Here is a 17,191-nt window from a genome sequence, read left to right as displayed (position 1 = left end):
AATCGATGCGCCTTCCGCCGCATCTTCTGGCGTGCTTTCCGACGTTGTCCGCGCCGACTTTTCCGCGGTTTTCTTTCGTTGTGATGCTTGCTTTCGCTTGCGCGCTGTAGCCATGCTCGTCAACTCCTGGTTTTAGAAAATGCCGGCCATGACGCAGGTGGCCATGTCGGTGCCTGCAATGCGGTGGGCGTCGGCAAGCACTCCCGCGCCGAGCTGATAGTGCTCCCTGCGGGTGATAGGCAAGGCGATGAGATTGGTCAGTGCGAACACTCCCATGGTGGCCTCGGGGTCGGTGACCACGGCGCGAGCGGGAACGGGGTAGACGTCGCTGACGCGGCCGTCGGCAAGCTGAAGCTGGGTGGCATGGCACGCCATGGCTTCAATCTTTGAGGCAACGTCCACATCGCTGAGTTCAACCTCGAAGTCAGCGACCTCCACGGTCGCGTTCTCACCCGGGTGAGGCTTGCGCCATCCCGCAGGGGCGGTGATCACGGACAGTCCCCGATCGACCTCCGGCCTATAATTTACCGCCCAGACGATGCGCTTGACCGGGACGATCTCCGCCGCCGCATGCGCGATCTCGTGGGCTCGGATATGGTCCGGGTGCCCGTAGCCACCGTCTGGACCGTAGGTGATCACGAGGTCCGGCTGGATGTCGCGGTAGATCTCGACCAGCGCATCCACCGCCGCTTGCCCAGAGTGGATGAAGGCCCGCGGGTGCTGGTTGGCGGAATCGCCGACCATGCCGGAGTCCCGGAAACGACCGGCACCGCCGAGGTAGATGCCACGTGCACCCAGCACCGCGAGAGATCCCTGCAGCTCCGCGTGGCGGAACCCACCGAGCTGGTCGGCCGCGTCTGCCACCAATCCCTGATATTTGGTGCCGAAGGTCTCGCCCTGCTCGCCGAGAGTGCAGGTGACAACGGTGACGTCCGCGCCACGCCTGGCCAGCTGGGCGAGCAAACCCCCGGTCCAGATGGCCTCGTCATCGGGATGGGCGTGGACGGCAAGCACGGAAGCTCCCACAAGATCGCGGCGACGGCGATCCTTGGTGCTTGGCGCGTTCGTTTCCTCGGCGGTGAAATCAGCCATTCTTCCTCCATGTCAACACTGAGCTCATGCCCTCGGGCCACGTCTGTAGTTCCGGGGACGGTCCTACGATACTCGTGCCTAGTACCTCCAGCCGAGTATCCCTGGTTATCCATACTCGAATCGCTTCATCGCGATCCAGCGCCTGCGCCCACGCTGTGGCCTCGTCGGCGGAGTGCTGGTCGCTGATGGCCTGCGCAATGAAGGCGTCTGTGTCCGGGCGACACCACCCTGAGAAGTTGGTTCCCACAACTGCGGTTGCCGTCGCAGCATCGGTTGATGGGACCCTGTCGGGGCCTGCACTCGTTGGTGTGGCGGCCTGCGAGTTCGATGCAGTCGGCTGAACTGCTGTGTCGGCTTCGCCTATCCCGCACTGATATCTCGAGAGGTCAAAGCTGCGCTCCCACGCGATGACGAGGTCTACTTTCCCCGTGGACACGTAGTCGCGCAGCAGACTCTCCGTGTCTGTTTCCACCTCAGTCACCGCCACCCCGGCGCGCTCATAGAGGTTTTTCAGGCTCGTCGCCGCCCGCGCGGCCGCAGGATCGCTCGGGTCAACGCCGATGCGCACGCCCTGGGGGAATAGCTCGCTCAACCCCGGCTGTTCGGTTGCGGGCAACCCCTCCCCCACCTCCAGCTCAGCCTCGCGCTCGGTGGCGAGCTTCGCGAGCAGGGGAATGTCGATGGCCTGCAAGAGCGCGCGCCGCTGCTCCAGCGAGAGCCTGGCATTGGCGGTTACCGCAAGCTCGCGGCTGTGTGACTGCAGGCGCGATTGCACCCCCGGCAGCAAATCGAAGGCTACGTGGGAGGTTTGGGTTGGGGTGAGATCGACGAATCCCACCTGGCCTGAGGACAGCATCTCCACGCCCTGAGACACCGACCGCACCTCGTGGAAGTTGATGACCTCCACGCTTGCGGGATCCTCGCCCCAGAATCGGTCGTTGCGGTTGAGCTCGACCACGCCCCGCTGGCGGTCGATGCGGGCGACGGAATAACGCCCCGCCGACGCCGGCACGCTCGAGGCCATCGTCGAAGAAAAACTGTTTCCCCGCAATAGGTGCGCGGGCAGAAGGTGACGAAATAGGTCGTGCCAATTGGCAACGGGGGTTGCGAGATCGACTTCCACAGTCTTGCCGCCGTCGGCGGAACGGATGTCCGAGATCTCTCGGTACAGGGCTACATCGAGGGCCCCGGGGGTGGCCACGATCTGTTGTGCAAGATATTCAAAGTCGGAGACGGTGATCGGTGTGCCATCGCTCCACTGCGCCTCCGGCCGGATCGTGTAGCGGATGGTCATCGCAGGTGCCCCCGCCCCCGTTGCAGCATCCCCGCCGGCTTCGGTGGTGGTGCTTGGCGTAGCCTCGGCTGGAGCAGTTGTGATCGTTGGCCCTGGTGAGTCTTCCGCGGATGCCGGGCTGGAGGCGCTCGTTTGCCCATTCGTCGCCACTACCAAAGCGGAAGTCACAAGGTCCGTGTTGACCGCACCAGCCTGAAAGGCGCTGGGAAAAACCAAGTCAGCGATGGTGCGGGTGAATGCGGAATCATCGCTGATGAGGTGGGGGTTCAGCCCTGGCCCCAAAGGATCGATGCCGATGTTGATCTCCGACAGCTTCTCCTCCTGCTTGGGCTCGGAAGCCGCAGAAGTCGTCGGTTCGGCGGAAGGATCCGCTTCCTCTACTGGGGCTGGACCAGGGTTTGCCGAACAGCCCACTAGCGCCACCACAAAGACAGTGGTAGCTGCCATGAGGACGGACTGAGAACGCACACGCATGTCCACCAAGCTTAGTCGCAACCACGTCTTGTCCTCGGCACCCACATCGGGCATGGACGACCCCGTCATGTGGGTGAGCGTTCGATCAAGCGGGCCCGCCGGTAGGCGTCGTTAAGCACAAACTAGACGAAAAAACGCCCCGTGCACAGGAAACAACCTGTCGTACGGGGCGCTCATGCGCTCGCGTGATGCCGAGCTGCGCAGGGTCTTACTTATTGCGGGCCTTCTCACGGGCGCGGGCACGGCCACGCTCGGTGGCGTCCAGGATCACCTTGCGCACGCGAAGCGCGTTCGGGGTGACCTCCACGCACTCGTCCTGGCCACAGAACTCCATGGCCTCGTCGAGGGAGAGGACGTGCGCCTTGGCAAGGGTGACCGTGGCGTCGGCGGTGGCCGAACGCATGTTGGTCAGCTTCTTTTCCTTGGTGATGTTGACGTCCATGTCCTCTTCGCGGTTGTTCGCGCCAACAACCATGCCCTCGTAGGCCTCCATGCCGGGCTCGACGAAGAAGTTGCCGCGGTCTGCCAGCTGGGTCAGGGCATAGGCGGTGATCTGACCGGAACGGTCTGCCACCAACGAGCCGGAGGCGCGATCCTTGATCTCACCGGCCCACTCGCGGGCGTCGATGGAATAGGAGTTCGCGATACCGGCACCGCGGGTCTCCGTGAGGAAGGTGGTGCGGAAGCCGATCAGGCCACGTGCCGGGACGTCGAACTCCATGCGCACCCAGTCGCCGGAGAGGTTGGCCATCGCGGTCATGATGCCCTTGCGGTTGGCCAGCAACTGGGTCACAGCGCCCTGGTATTCGGACGGGGTGTCAATGACCATGTGCTCATAAGGCTCGAATACCTTACCGTCGACCAGGTGGGTAACCACCTGCGGCTTGCCGACGGTCAGCTCGAAGCCCTCGCGGCGCATGGTCTCCACCAGCACGGACAGGGCCATCTCGCCTCGACCCTGGACCTCCCAGGCGTCCGGGCGCTCGGTGGGCAGGACGCGGATGGAGACGTTACCGATCAGCTCCTGATCCAGGCGGGCCTTGACCACACGCGCGGTGAGCTTGTCGCCGCCGCCACGGCCAGCCAGCGGGGAGGTGTTCACGCCGATGGTCATGGAGATGGCCGGCTCGTCAACCGTGATGCGCGGCAGCGCAACCGGATGCTCGATGTCGGCGATGGTGTCGCCGATCATAATGTTGTCGATGCCGGAGATTGCCGCGATGTCGCCTGCGACTATTTCCTCGTCGGTGGACTCGCGCTTGACGCCGACGGTGCGCAGGAGCTCGGCGATCTTGACGTTCTTGACGTGTTGGTTTCCCTCTTCGTCATAGTGAATCCAAGCGACCTGCTGCCCCTTCTTCAGATGACCAGCGAAGATGCGGACCAGGGCGATTCGCCCCAGGAAGGAGGAAGCGTCCAGGTTGGTGACGTGTGCCTGCAGCGGCGCATCGATGGTCGCCGATGGCTCCGGCAGGACATCGTAGATGACGTCGAACAAAGCCTGCAGATCCTTCGCATCCGGCACGTTGCCATCGCCTGGGTTCTCGGTGGACGCCTTGCCCTCGCGGCCGGAGGCGTAAAGCACCGGTAGGTCGAGCAGGCGCTCCGCGGCCTCGGCGGCCTCGGGATCCTCCAAGGAGGAGGCAAGCTCGAGGAGGAGATCCTGCGCCTCCTCGACGACCTCGTCGATGCGGGCGTCCGGGCGGTCGGTCTTATTGACCACGATGATCACCGGCATCTTGGCGGCCAGCGCCTTGCCAAGCACGAAGCGGGTCTGCGGCAGCGGGCCCTCGGAGGCGTCGATGAGCAAGACCACGCCGTCGACCATGGACAGACCGCGCTCAACCTCGCCACCGAAGTCGGCGTGACCGGGGGTGTCGATGACGTTGATGACCAGGTCCGCACCGTCCTTGCCCGCGCCCTTGCGGCGGATGGAGGTGTTCTTGGCCAGGATGGTAATACCCTTCTCCTTTTCCAGGTCACCCGAGTCCATCACACGATCGGTGACTTCGCCGTGGTCGCCGAAGGCGCCGGACTGCTCAAGCATGGCGTTGACGAGGGTGGTCTTGCCATGGTCGACGTGTGCGACGATGGCGACATTACGAAACTCTGGATGAGTCAAAGGAATCTCCTGGATAAATAGCGAAAAGCATGACCATGTCCACACCGCGGCGCGAAACCCCCGGGACACCCGCATCTCTCAAGCTCGGTGATAACGGTTGCTTGCACGGTGGTCAACATGGACGAAAACACTAAGCCAAGCACCCCATCCAACGGCTTACCGGCGGTTCCCGGATGGTTCCGAACGGTGTGCTTGCGCCAGCGGGCCGGGCCTTGGCATAAGCCTCCAGCCGCCTTCGACGGCTTAAGTCGACCTCAATGTGCCACGATCGACACTAATCGGCAATGATCAGCTCAGTACAGCGCTTTTACGTTACTCCACGTCGGCGGCTATTGCACCTTCTCGCTGCCAAAGCCGAAAGAAATCTGCAAAAACTAGACCAAAACCACAACAATCCAGGTTCAAACATTCCCGACACACCCCTCCCGCACGGCCTACCCGTGCGACTTGCAGGAGCGACCATCGCATCCCCCTCATCATGCGATCTTTGTCCAACCATGTGCACTAGACAGTGCCCAGATCAGTAACTATGCCGCCTTCCATTCCCAAAGCTAGAAGCGCACAAACGGTCAGGCTTCACGCTTTCAGCACAGCGGAAGCCCGTGACGAAAGAGATGCTTGAAGCGTGCACCTTAATCACCCCACCTCCGGCGAGGCCTGCCGACAAAACTGAAACATAGTTCAGACGGTGACTGCCACCTCATAAAAGTGGTTGTCGCACCTCCGAGATTGTGAGCCGCCCCACCTTTAAAGAAAGTTGCTAACAAACATGTAACGAAAAGGTCTCAACTCGCGACCTAGCCTGTGAGAGTGCCCACAACAGGGGATTCTCTTCATCTTCAGTTTCGGAGCAGTCAAGAACTGACCCTTAACCGTAGATGAACCCCAGTCCAACATCTGGAAAATGGGGCCAATTTTATTGACTTGAGGCCGTTGAGTCGATTGAATGATGTAGGTAACTACTGTTACTTAAGTTAATCAATGTGGCTAATGGTGAGCGACACGCCGCAAAGAAACTGTGATTTTTTCACGTTCCGTTGCTTTTACCCCGTATCGATCACACGGTTGTCGCCGCTACCCCAAGGACGCAACCGGCACTTCGCCCTCAAAGCATTAAGGAAGAAACCGTTCGTGCATCGCAAGACTGCTCTCGCATTTGTCGCCGCAATGACCATCAGTGGTCTCCTGCCAGCGACCGGTCAGGCATCCACGCTGAGCGAGCCCTTCGATCAGGCTCTTTCATCGGCTCACGGCCTGTCCCAGACAGCAAATCTTCCTATCGATGCACTGGGACGTCCTAACGCTACCGTCCTTGAGCAGGCAAAGGCCCTGGCAGCTACCCTGCCACCGCAGCTGCAGGCAGCAGTGCTGGCAGCCGTTGCCTACTTCGAGGGCTCGGGTGACAGTGACGTTCAGGTCCCGGACAACGCTCCGGCGATCACACAGTTTTTGTGGCCGACCGTCGCCGGTGCGTGCATCGGTGGCTCCTCCAACGCAGTGGGTTCAGCAGTAGCTGTCCCGGGTCCGACTACGATTCCTGCCCCGGGCGCAGGCGCTGGGGAAACCGCATTCGTCTTTACTGCACTGGGCACCACCGCCTTGGCCGGTGAGCAGTCCATGAACGTGCAGTGGTTCAACATTGATTCTTTGCAGTGGGGAACGACCGCCTTGGGCGACCATGGCATCAATCCCGAAGGCCCTGCGACGCTGTCCGGCACCGCAGCAACCGGCACCGGCCGCGTCATCGCCGTAGTGAGTGGACAGGTGTCCACCACCGACGCGCGTTGTGCCTTCTTCCCCACCGCCGCAATTGTCGAGGTGAAATAATGACTGAGCTCCACCCGGTGAAGCAAGAGACTTTTAATCCAAAGTCCCTAATCAACATCGACCCCAAGGGCTTTTTGCGCGAGGTTGACTCCTTCCGCGAGACCGACTTCGGCTTGTACATGGCTCGCGGTGCTAACCACCCCAATTTCGGATATCTAGAATCCTGGCTGCTTCCTGAGCTCGGGCTGCGCGCCAATGTCTTCCACTACCGTGACGGTGTGGAAAACCGCGAAGACATCTACTTCGATGTTGCCGACATCAACGTCGACGAGGATGGCGTCTGGACCACCCGCGATCTGTATGTGGACCTCCTGTGGAACGATGGCGAAGCAGTGGAGGTCGTCGACATCGACGAGCTTGCCGCCGCAACCTCCGCAGGCCTCATCTCCGCCGAGGAAGCAGAACGCGCCATCGATGCCACCTTGGTTGCGGTAGAAGGCATCACCCGTTTTGGTGACAGCCCCATGGAGTGGCTCAAGTCCAAGGGAATCAGCCTCGATTGGGCCACCCACGTAAGCATGGTTCCAGCTCAATAGTCCCCCCACCACGCATCTTCCGGCATTCCGCCGGGATTTCGTACAGCGTCGCTGCCCCATCTCGACTTCTGCGGCCTTTCTTCACAGAAAGGCCGTCTATTATTTCTGCTAACGCGAATTCGTCAACAACCTTTTAGCTTGCGACTTCATCGTTCTTGCTTTCTATCTTGCATTTCTCGTTTTTGCCCCCTTTTCGTTTGGAGCATCGTTTATGAGTGGTTTCCCGGTTTCCTTCCTACCTGAGCTCGACCACGAGGTGGTGGTCTACCACAACCCCCGGTGCTCGAAATCGCGCGGCGTGCTGGCGTATTTGGAAGAAGTCGCACCCGATCGAAAGGTCGAGGTCATTCGTTATCTCGATACCCCACCGACTGCCGATCAGCTGAAGGAACTCATCGCGGCCATGGGGATCCCTGTTATTGAGGCAGTGCGCACCAAGGAACCAGATTTTAGAGAACTGGGGCTTTCCAAGTATTCCTCCGATGAGGAGCTCATCGAAGCCATGGTCGCCCATCCGCGGCTGATCGAACGTCCCATCGTTGTCACCGACAAGGGTGCGCGCATTGCCCGCCCAACCGACGCTGTGGAGGAGATCCTCTAATGCTTCGTACCAAGCTCATGCGCGCCCTCGCCGCCCCGGCGGTGGCACTTGCTGTCGCATTCGGTAGCGTCATCTTGGCCCCGGCGGCCGATGCCGTCATTGGCGGTTCGCCCAACAAGGAGCCCAGCGTCGCAATCGTGGTGGTAGGAAACACCCTGTGCACTGGGACGCTTATCGCATCGCAGGCGGTGCTCACCGCCAAGCACTGTCTGGCATATCAAGGCACCATTGCCGTTGGCGTCGGCGGGCAAACCTTCGCCGTGACCCGCGCCAACGCCCACCCCGACGTCGACCTCGCCGTCTTGCACCTCGACCGTCCTGCCTCCGTCGCCCCGATAGCGCTCAATCCCACCAACCTCGGCGAGTCCACCGTGGGCGAGATGAGTGGCTATGGTGCAGCGGGCACGCAGATCCTTACCACCGACTACGCACTCAACGCCGCAGTGCGGGTCAACCGCCGCGTGGTCAACGTTCCCAGCCCCGACCGCGGCGCGGTCATGCTGGAAGCTCTCGTGTCACACGGACGCGGGCACCAAGGTGATTCCGGCGGTCCGCTCATGGTCGGCGGTCAGCTCGCCGGCGTGCTGTCTATGACGACCGACACCGGCACGGGAGCCTTTTTCATTCCCGTGGCCGAGAACCTGCAGTGGATCGCCACCACCGCAGGCATCCCGGTTCCCTCCGCGATCGGCACCGCCTTGCCACTTATTGACGCCACCGAGTATCCCACGCAGTATCCCAACCCCACTGCCCCCGCCCTCGGCATCTCCGAGATCGAAGGAATTTTTAATAACGGCCTTGGATCACTCAGTTCGTTGAGCTCGGCTAATTCCAGCTCCTAGAGGTACAAGAAGGACATGCTTTCCTAGGCGTCGGCAAGCCTGCCCTTTTTTCATGGAAACGTCACGTTACAGGCAAGCCCAGCCCCGTGACGAAGGAAGAGTTGTCTCCTATTTTCGAGCGGGCTCCTCGTTCGGCAATGATCGTCGGGGGAACCGGTGCGAGGTAAGTGGTGCTGGGTTGACAGCATTCTTCGCCGGCAGGTGTTGAGCTTGGTGAGTTGACTCATCGCGTTGACTCATCGCGTTGTCTCATCGCGTTGTCTCATGCATGGCCGCGATCCGGCTGCAAGAAGGATTCATGTGGTCGCTTGCAGTGCTTTGCCTCCTCACCCCGGCCGGCTCGTTCCTTTGAGTGTGTTTCACCCCCTGCACACCAGGGTCGTCAGCCTGCCTCCACGTGGGTGGGCGGTGCGGATGCCTTCGGCTTCCACCCCACTGCTCTTGCATTGTCAAGCAGCACCACGATTATTGCCGCATCGCTTCAGCTCGGTTCAACCCCTCGACAGCCGCTCCCCCCGCCCTTGGGCAGCCCTTGAGCCTGTGCGGCATGCGATATCCACGCTTGATTCGCGGTTGAGCATTTTCGCAATTATAAAAAACACCCCCTCCATGAAAACCCTTTTTGTTAAAGAATGGTCGATACATTAAAGTCTTTGCTCGTAGATAAGGAGGGAATAAACAATGGCAGCTCCCATCGTTGAGCTTTCAGAGCTTTCCGTCATCGCTGTTCACGGCAAGAATTCCACGCGAGTGCTCGAGATCCCGGAGCTTGCCATATACCCCGGCGAGAAGGTATCGATCACCGGCTTTTCCGGCTCCGGAAAGTCCACACTGCTCCGGGTGCTCGCAGGGCTTATCACCGAAAAAAGTTCCCCACTGCGGGTTGCCGGCAATCGCCTTTCGCTCCCGAACCATACGAGCATCGTCATGCAGGACTGCCTCGGCGCGCTGAATCCTTTGCTCACCAGCATTCAGACCGTGTCTTTATTTTGCGAACGTGACAAAGCAGCAGACTATCTTCGCTCCTGCGGGCTAGCAGAACCACTCCACGCGCGCTTTCCGCAACAACTCTCCGGCGGCCAGCGCCAGCGCGTAGCCATCGCCGCAGCGATTGCCGCAGGACCTGAATTATTGCTTGCCGACGAGCCCACCTCGGCGCTTGACCCCCTAGCCATCGCCGAGGTCGCCCGTTCCCTTTCCCTTGCCCCACCATCAACTGCGTTGGTGGTGAGTACCCACGAGCTCGGTCTAGCCGCCCGGCTCTGCGAGCGCCACCTGCACATTTCGAACGGACGGGTCGAAGAGATCGCTGCCACCGAGTTAAGGGCACTGGTGTGAAAGAGAAGTTCATTGCTTTCAACCATGTCCAGGTAGCAGGACGCCTTGGCCCCATCGATCTACGCCTAGACGCGACCTCCGATACCGGCGCACCCACGCGCATCGGCATTATTGGCCGCTCGGGTAGCGGGAAAACCACGCTTGTTTCGCTGATGACCGGAATGGTACATCCAACCTCGGGCGAGGTCTGCTCGACTTTTGATTCCGTTTCCTTCATTCCACAGGATCCGGGGGCCTCCCTCCTGCCTCACCTTCCGGTATCTGAATCGGTACTCGAACCACTTCGGATCATGGGCAGGGACATTAACCAGGCCAAAAAGGACCTGCCCGCTCTTTGTGAAACGGCTGGCTTGTCCCTCAGTCTTATGGGGCGACGTCCATCCCAATTGTCGGGCGGTCAGCGCCAGCGGGTGGCCATTGCACGCGCGCTCATCACCAAGCCCGATCTCATCATCGCCGACGAGGCATTTTCTGCCCTCGATGGCGCGACCCGGCTCCTCATGGAGCAGGCGATAATCGGCAGCGGTGCAATGGTGGTATTCGTTTCGCACGATATTCCCACCATCACCCGCCTATGCACCGAGGTCATCATGCTTTCCGACGGCCATGTGGTGGCCGCCTGCTCGGTTGACGAGCTCGATAACACGACCTCCGCTGAACTTTCCACATTTCTGCACGCAGCCAAGGAGTTGACGCTATGAGCATCAAGGGTCTGCCCCGCAACATTCAGGCGCTGCTGATCACCCAGATGCTGTTCAACGTCGGCTTCTACTTGGTGGTGCCTTTCTTGGCCGTCCAGCTCACTCACGAGCTGGGGGCAACAAGCACCATCGTCGGCCTTGTACTAGGCATCCGCACATTCAGCCAACAGGGAATGTTCTTCCTCGGCGGCGGGCTGACCGATCGCTTCGGAGCCAAACCCGTGTTGCTTACTGGGGTAGCCATCCGCGTGTTGGGATTCCTCATCGCAGGTTTCGCAACCTCGGTGGCGGTGCTTACCATAGGTGTCATCCTTATCGGTTTCGCCGCGGCCCTGTTCTCCCCGGCCGTGGAGGCCACCCTCGCAGCAGAGGGAGCCCGGCTCGAGGCCGCCGGCGTTGTCACGCGCACGCGCATTTTTGCCCTCGACGCAGCCTGGTCGCGCATCGGATCACTCAGCGGCCCGGTCCTAGGTGCCGTGCTCATCCCCGTAGGTTTCCCGCTGGTGTGCAGCGTCGGCGCGGCGATTTTTGCCGCCGTGTGGGTAGCACACGCGGTGATAGCGCCTTCCACCCGCCCCGACAGTTCCAGTGTGCAAGAAGATCAGCCTGCTGATTCTGCGGGCTTGGTGGCAACCTGGTCTATCGTGTTGCACAACCGCACCTTCCTCGGCTTCGCACTGCTGTATTCGACCTACCTTGCGGCCTACAACCAACAGTATTTGGCCTTGCCCGTTGAGCTGCGCCGAGCCACCGGCTCCGATCAGGCGCTGGGCACGTTCTTTGCCATCGCAGGTTTTTATGTCGTGCTGTGCCAAGGGTGGGTCCACCGCATGACCAGCGCGTGGAGCTCAACACGGGCGTTGAGGGTGGGCTTTGGGCTCATGGCCGCCTCGTTTGGTGCCGTCGCCGCCTGCGCCCCCTTCAGCTTCAACGGATGGGCGCGCTATATCCCGGCGGTGATCTTCACCCTGCTCTTGCATCTGGGCATCATGATCGCGGTCCCGATCGCACGGGATCTCGTGGGGCACATCGCCGGAAACCGCCATCTGGGTTCCTATTTTGGATTCCTTAATAGTTTCGGCGGCCTCATGGTGCTCATCGCGTCCTTGGTCGTCGGCACACTGCTCGGCGGGGCGGAGCAGCCCGGCCTCACCGCAATCTGGCCCTGGCTTTTCATGACCATCATCTTGGCCATTTCCGCTTGGGGGCTATCCGCACAGGCCCGCAGCATCTCGGCACGAAAGCAAACCGCCGATGTGTCTTCCCCCATGCCCACGAGCTAATAACCCCCTACCCACTAGCTAACACCACGAGCTAATAACCCCCATTCCACGAGCTAATAACAAGGAGTTTTGAGTTTGTCCGCCCTTCCCCGCCGTTTTTCCTTCGCATTGGTTGCCACGCTGACCGCAGCCAGCGTGACCCTGACAGGTTGTTTCAACGACGCCCCTGCTGATTCAGACGCAGGAATTGTCACCGTAGGCATGGAGTTTCAGCCGGTAGCTGGGCTTTCCCCCTATTCCGAGGACGCGACCATCAACACCCGCCTCAACATCGCCGAGACCCTGATTAGGACGGACGAGAACGGAATCCCCGCGCCACTTTTGGCCACATCGTGGACCGAGAGCGACGACAACACCAAGGTGGAATTTCATCTGCGCGAGGGGGTGCACTTCCATGACGGCACTGAGCTAGACGCGCAATCAGTGGTCAATTCCCTGCAACACGCGCTCGACGCCGCCACCCGCCCCAAGGGCCTAGGAAAGAAAGACATGCGGGTTGAAGCCATTGGCGAGCACACCGTCGCAGTAACCACGAGCGAACCCGATCCGATCCTCCTGCAGCGTTTTACCGATCCGGGAACCGTCATCTTGGCACCTGGGGCATTTAGCGGAACCGACCCCAACCCGGTCGGCTTTGGCACCGGCTCCTATAGCGCCAGCGACGTACAGGAACAATCCGTGACGCTGAAAGCCTTCGATGATTACTGGGGTATCGCGCCACAGGTTGCGGAGCTAAACGTGACCTTCATTTCTGACTCCACCGCACGCATCAACGCCTTCCGCTCCGGCGACATTGACATCATCAAAGGGGTCCCCATCGCCTCGATCGGCGAGCTCGAGAAGGACTCTTACGTGGACGTAGAAACGGTCGCCCTCCCCAGGGTCTCGCTCCTGTACTTCAACACCACTTCTTCACTGTTTAGCGACCCCGAACTGCGAAAAGCCACCGCCGCCGCCATAGACCCCTCCGTCATCGTCGACTCGGTCTACGAGGGTTACGCCGCATACCCGGATGGCTCCTTGTTTGGTCGCGAACTCGACTGGGCGAAAAACACTCCGCACCCAGATTTTGGAGACCCCACACCCGATGTTGGGAAGGGCAAAAAGCTCACCCTCGCCACATGGAACGACCGAGCCGAGTTACCGGAATCCGCAGAGATCCTCGCCGATCAGCTCCGCAAGGTGGGTTTCGAGGTCACCTTGAAAGTCTCCGATTACGCTTCCCTCGAACCCGAGCTTCAGGCCGGCGCCTTCGACCTCGTTCTCGGATCCCGCAACTTCATGCTCGGTGCCGCCGACCCAGCGACGATTCTGTCCTCCGACTTTAGCTGCGAGGGATCCTATAACCTGGCCCACTACTGCGACCCAGGCTTCGACGAAACGGTCGCACTCGTCCTCGGTCTGGGTGATACCGCCGAGCGCAACCAAGCAGCAGCGCAGGCTTCCGCCAAGCTTGTCGACGACGCCGTCGTCGTCCCCATCATCGTGGACCAGGCCCATCTAGCCACCCGCGGGTACAACGGACTTACCCTCGACCCTCGGGAGATCTTCCTCCTCGGGTCTCACCTCGAGGCGAAGTAGCCCTCCATGAGCAAACCTCGCCAACCTTCCCGGTTCCGCGTCATGAATGTGGTGGGGCTCCCGGTAGTCATGATCCTTGTGGGTTCGCTTGTGACCACGCTGCTTCCCTGGTTCACAGGGCGCGAACCTGCGCTTTCCGTCCTGCGCGCCCGCGAGCCAGAACGCGAACCAGACGCCGACCTCCTGGAGTCCATCAGGCAGGAGTTCCGCCTTCCTGCAAGCCCCTGGGAGTCCATCCAGCTGTGGGCTAGCCGCACCTTGCGTGGCGATTTCGGCTCCTCGTGGATCAGCCCCGATGCCTCGGCGCTTGAAGTCGCAACAGCGGGCCTTGGAGTCACCGCCGCCTTGACCTTGTGTTCTCTCGTGCTCGCGCTCGGGCTTTCCTTCGCCATTGTCATCCCGCGAGTGCGCGTAAGGGTGCAAGGTCGCACACCCGGTGGCTGGACTGCCACGCTGCTTGCGCTGTGGGCTGCTACCCCAGACTTCGTCCTGGCCGTGGTGTTCCTGTCTGTTTTCGCGGTGCACCTACAGATTCTCCCGGTCTCGGGCTGGAAGTCTCCCGCGCACATGGTTCTCCCAGTCGCCGCTCTGGCGATCTCCACCGCAGGAACGTACGGCAGGTTGCTTCTGGTATCTGCCGACAAAGCCTGCCAAGAAGAATGGATCGAGGTATTAAGGGTAGGCGGCATCCCCGCCACGAAGATCATGCGCATGGCCCTGTGGCGGGCGTTCGTCCCCACCCTGCCGGTATTGAGTCTGTATGCTGTCGGCACGATGACGGCCACGTCGGCGGTGGAGGTCACCTTCGACATTCACGGCTTTGGGCGAACGGTCGTCGATGCCGCGCGCAGCCAAGACATCCCGGTCATTCAAGCAGCGGTGCTCATAATCTTGGTTTTCGGGGTGATGGCAGGTGTTGTGGCGCACTGGCTGCGCGCCACCTTGCTCGCCCCCTTGTCAGCCGGGGTCTCCTCCGGATTGGCGGTAGCGGATTCCTCCGCCACGGCCCCTGCACCGTCACGCTGGTGGCTGGTCATCTTCGGGATCCCGCTTCTCGGAGTAGTTGCCGGACTGCCACGCGACGGCGGCCTTTCGCCGACGCAACGCCTCATGCCCATGTCCGCCGCCCACCCATTGGGTACCGACAATCTCGGCCGCGACATCTGGGCAAGGCTTGCCGACGGCGCCCTCTACTCCATTGGCCTGGCAATTCTCGTGACCGCAGCCTGCACCATCATCGGCATCACCGCAGCTCATGCCGGTGATTGGGTGCTACGGGTGGGCGATGCCCTCAACGCCCTCCCGGCGGTGCTCATCGGCCTCATCTTGGCTGGCGTCTTCGGCGGCTCCACTCTCACCGCTTTCATCGCGGTGTTGTTGGTGGGCTGGATTCCACTCGCCTCCCACGGGGCGGCGGTGGCGCAGGAAGCTGCGGCATCGGCTCACTATAAATACGCAGCCACCCTCGGCGCCACCCGGTGGCACTTGTTGCGCTATCACCTGCTGCCGGCGACCGTCCCGGCCATCATTCGCCACGCCGTCGGCCGGGTGGCCCACAATGCGATCGCACTCGCCTCTCTCGGCTACCTTGGGGTTGGCTCCACCGTCGGTTCGCCGGAGTGGGGCGTGATCCTCAACGAATCCGTGCGCTACCTCGAGCGCGCCGGGTGGATGGCGGCAGGGCCTACCGTCCTGCTTATCTGCTTGGGAATCGTGGCTACGGTCGCAACCGACCGTCGGCAAGCGCAAAGAAATTAAAAAAAGGGAGAACACCTCACGGTGTTCTCCCTTCTCGCTTCAGCCTACTCGCCGATTCCGGCACCCAACTCAATGCCGAGGCCCGGCACCGAATTGATGAGGTTGCGTGTGTATTCCTTCTGTGGATTAAGGAATAGCTCATCCGTTAAGCCATGCTCAACCAGCTTCCCCTTTTCCATCACCACGACCTCGTCGGCGGTTTGGCGGACCACCGCTAGGTCATGGGTGATAAACAGATAGCTCAAGTTGAGCTCGGTCTGCAGGTCCGCAAGGAGCTGCAGGATCTGATTTTGCACGAGCACGTCGAGGGCGGACACGGCCTCATCGAGGACAATCACCTCCGGCTTGAGCGCGAGCGCGCGGGCCACGGCGATGCGCTGGCGCTGGCCACCGGAGAGCTCGTTGGGGAAACGCCGCATAGCAGATCGCGGCATGGCCACCATGTCCAAAAGCTCGGCCACGCGCTGCTCGCGTTCCTTTCGCGAGCCCACCTTGTGCACCAAGAGTGGTTCCTCAATGCATCGATAGATCGAATACATCGGATCCAATGAGCCGTAAGGGTTCTGGAACACCACCTGCAGCTTGCGGCGCATGTCGAAAAGCTGCTTCTTGTTCAGCGTCGAAAGGTCAGTGCCCTTGTAATAGACCTTGCCGCTGGTTGGATCCAGCAGGTTCAGGATCATGTTGGCTACGGTGGACTTACCCGATCCGGACTCACCCACGATCGCCAGCGTGGTTCCCTGCTTTAAGGCAAAGGACACATCATCGACGGCGCGCAACTGCGACTTTTCCCCGCGCTGCCCGCGCACGTTGAAGACCTTGGTGAGGTTTTCCACCCGAATGACCTCTTCGCCGGTGCTGCGGTTTTCACCCACGAGGCGCTCGGCGGACTCCACGCCCTTTTCCTTAGCGGCCTGGATTCGAGCCGAGGCCAAAGAAGGCGCCGCCTTGACCAGCCGCTGGGTGTAGGGATGCTGCGGGTTGCGCAGGATCTCTAGGGACGGGCCTTGCTCCACGATGCGGCCACGGTGCATCACCACCAGGTGTTCCGCGCGCTCGGCGGCAAGACCCAGGTCATGCGTGATGAACAACACGGCAGTGCCCAATTCCTCGGTGAGCCCGCCCAAGTGGTCGAGGATGCGCTTTTGCACCGTCACGTCGAGCGCCGAGGTGGGCTCATCGGCGATGAGAAGCTGTGGGCGCGCGGCTAATCCCATGGCGATAAGAGCGCGTTGGCGCATGCCACCGGAGAACTCGTGCGGGTACTGCTTGGCGCGGCGTTCGGCATCGGGAAGACCTGCCTCCTCGAGCAATTCGACGACACGGGTGTCCATCTGTGGCTTCGGCACCACGTGGTTGGCGCGCAGGGATTCCTTGATCTGGGTCCCGATCCGCCACACCGGGTTGAGGTTGCTCATCGGATCCTGCGGCACCAGCCCGATCATGGAACCACGGTAGGCCACCATTTGCTTCTCGGTGAAGTTGGTGATGTCGGTTCCGTCGAAGATCACCTGTCCCCCGGTCACTTTGCCGGTGCCAGGAAGCAGGCCGATGATCGCCATCGCGGTGGTCGACTTACCCGAACCGGACTCGCCCACGATGGCCACGGACTGTCCAGGGTAGATGGTCAGGTTAACGCCACGAACCGCCTCAACCACGCCGGTAGAGGAGGTAAAAGAGATGTGGACGTCCTTCAGCTCCAGAAGCGGAGACTTTTCTTGCTCAGTCATGAGTTTTCTCCT

At 61.1% G+C, this 17,191-nt stretch carries 12 protein-coding genes and 1 pseudogene; 9 read left to right on the top strand and 4 right to left on the bottom strand.

Features of this window, described 5'->3' with window-relative positions; translation table 11 throughout:
• Positions 1–132: 132 nt before the first annotated feature.
• From PAB09_RS05200 to typA, 3 genes are all read right to left on the bottom strand, one after another.
• Positions 133–1,092, bottom strand: a complete 960-nt coding sequence (locus PAB09_RS05200; RefSeq protein WP_271034974.1) for a PIG-L family deacetylase — start codon at positions 1,090–1,092, stop codon at positions 133–135.
• A complete protein-coding gene (locus PAB09_RS05195; protein WP_271034973.1) occupies positions 1,085–2,929 on the bottom strand; it encodes an ABC transporter family substrate-binding protein in 1,845 nt (614 codons plus the stop codon). Before PAB09_RS05195 ends, PAB09_RS05200 begins: the two co-directional genes overlap by 8 nt.
• 139 nt (positions 2,930–3,068) lie before the next feature.
• A complete protein-coding gene (typA, locus tag PAB09_RS05190) occupies positions 3,069–4,982 on the bottom strand; it encodes a translational GTPase TypA (RefSeq protein ID WP_271034972.1) in 1,914 nt (637 codons plus the stop codon).
• A gap of 1,131 nt (positions 4,983–6,113) precedes the next feature.
• Between typA and PAB09_RS05185 the strand changes: the two genes are divergently transcribed.
• From PAB09_RS05185 to PAB09_RS05145, 9 genes and pseudogenes are all read left to right on the top strand, one after another.
• Positions 6,114–6,809 (top strand): Rv1157c family protein, encoded by a 696-nt coding sequence (locus PAB09_RS05185; RefSeq protein WP_271034971.1) that lies wholly within the window; start codon positions 6,114–6,116, stop codon positions 6,807–6,809.
• Positions 6,809–7,345 (top strand): DUF402 domain-containing protein, encoded by a 537-nt coding sequence (locus tag PAB09_RS05180; protein WP_271034970.1) that lies wholly within the window; start codon positions 6,809–6,811, stop codon positions 7,343–7,345. The genes PAB09_RS05185 and PAB09_RS05180 overlap by 1 nt, the downstream gene beginning before the upstream one ends.
• Positions 7,346–7,556: 211 nt before the next feature.
• Positions 7,557–7,946, top strand: a complete 390-nt coding sequence (arsC, locus tag PAB09_RS05175) for an arsenate reductase (glutaredoxin) (RefSeq protein ID WP_271034969.1) — start codon at positions 7,557–7,559, stop codon at positions 7,944–7,946.
• The gene (locus PAB09_RS05170; RefSeq protein WP_271034968.1) at positions 7,946–8,788 is read left to right on the top strand and encodes a S1 family peptidase; all 843 of its coding nucleotides are present in this window, start codon (positions 7,946–7,948) and stop codon (positions 8,786–8,788) included. The genes arsC and PAB09_RS05170 overlap by 1 nt, the downstream gene beginning before the upstream one ends.
• A gap of 681 nt (positions 8,789–9,469) precedes the next feature.
• Positions 9,470–9,962 (top strand): annotated as a pseudogene (locus PAB09_RS05165) (ATP-binding cassette domain-containing protein); the annotation flags it as partial.
• Positions 9,963–10,122: 160 nt separating this feature from the next.
• Positions 10,123–10,827, top strand: a complete 705-nt coding sequence (locus tag PAB09_RS05160; RefSeq protein ID WP_271034966.1) for an ABC transporter ATP-binding protein — start codon at positions 10,123–10,125, stop codon at positions 10,825–10,827.
• Positions 10,824–12,110 carry an MFS transporter gene (locus tag PAB09_RS05155; RefSeq protein ID WP_271034965.1) on the top strand — a complete coding sequence of 429 codons (1,287 nt, stop codon included), beginning with the start codon at positions 10,824–10,826 and terminating at the stop codon, positions 12,108–12,110. Before PAB09_RS05160 ends, PAB09_RS05155 begins: the two co-directional genes overlap by 4 nt.
• Before the next feature lie 75 nt (positions 12,111–12,185).
• Positions 12,186–13,691: an ABC transporter substrate-binding protein gene (locus PAB09_RS05150; protein WP_271034964.1), complete on the top strand. Its 1,506-nt coding sequence runs from the start codon at positions 12,186–12,188 to the stop codon at positions 13,689–13,691.
• Positions 13,692–13,697: 6 nt separating this feature from the next.
• Positions 13,698–15,449: an ABC transporter permease subunit gene (locus PAB09_RS05145; protein WP_271034963.1), complete on the top strand. Its 1,752-nt coding sequence runs from the start codon at positions 13,698–13,700 to the stop codon at positions 15,447–15,449.
• Between the two features lie 44 nt (positions 15,450–15,493).
• On the opposite strand, the gene PAB09_RS05140 is transcribed toward PAB09_RS05145, so the two are convergent.
• Positions 15,494–17,179: a dipeptide ABC transporter ATP-binding protein gene (locus PAB09_RS05140; RefSeq protein ID WP_271034962.1), complete on the bottom strand. Its 1,686-nt coding sequence runs from the start codon at positions 17,177–17,179 to the stop codon at positions 15,494–15,496.
• Positions 17,180–17,191: the final 12 nt, after the last annotated feature.

The organism is Corynebacterium sp. SCR221107, assembly GCF_027886475.1.
Lineage (GTDB): Bacteria > Actinomycetota > Actinomycetes > Mycobacteriales > Mycobacteriaceae > Corynebacterium.
This window is presented reverse-complemented; position numbering and strand designations above follow the sequence as displayed.

What these genes read in the sequence shown, in the direction of transcription:
- PAB09_RS05200 (WP_271034974.1), bottom strand. Translation starts at nt 1,092, where the DNA reads ATGGCTGATTTCACCGCCGAGGAAACGAACGCGCCAAGCACCAAGGAT.
- PAB09_RS05170 (WP_271034968.1), top strand. Translation starts at nt 7,946, where the DNA reads ATGCTTCGTACCAAGCTCATGCGCGCCCTCGCCGCCCCGGCGGTGGCA.
- PAB09_RS05140 (WP_271034962.1), bottom strand. Translation starts at nt 17,179, where the DNA reads ATGACTGAGCAAGAAAAGTCTCCGCTTCTGGAGCTGAAGGACGTCCAC.
- PAB09_RS05155 (WP_271034965.1), top strand. Translation starts at nt 10,824, where the DNA reads ATGAGCATCAAGGGTCTGCCCCGCAACATTCAGGCGCTGCTGATCACC.
- arsC (WP_271034969.1), top strand. Translation starts at nt 7,557, where the DNA reads ATGAGTGGTTTCCCGGTTTCCTTCCTACCTGAGCTCGACCACGAGGTG.
- PAB09_RS05180 (WP_271034970.1), top strand. Translation starts at nt 6,809, where the DNA reads ATGACTGAGCTCCACCCGGTGAAGCAAGAGACTTTTAATCCAAAGTCC.
- PAB09_RS05145 (WP_271034963.1), top strand. Translation starts at nt 13,698, where the DNA reads ATGAGCAAACCTCGCCAACCTTCCCGGTTCCGCGTCATGAATGTGGTG.
- PAB09_RS05195 (WP_271034973.1), bottom strand. Translation starts at nt 2,929, where the DNA reads ATGACGGGGTCGTCCATGCCCGATGTGGGTGCCGAGGACAAGACGTGG.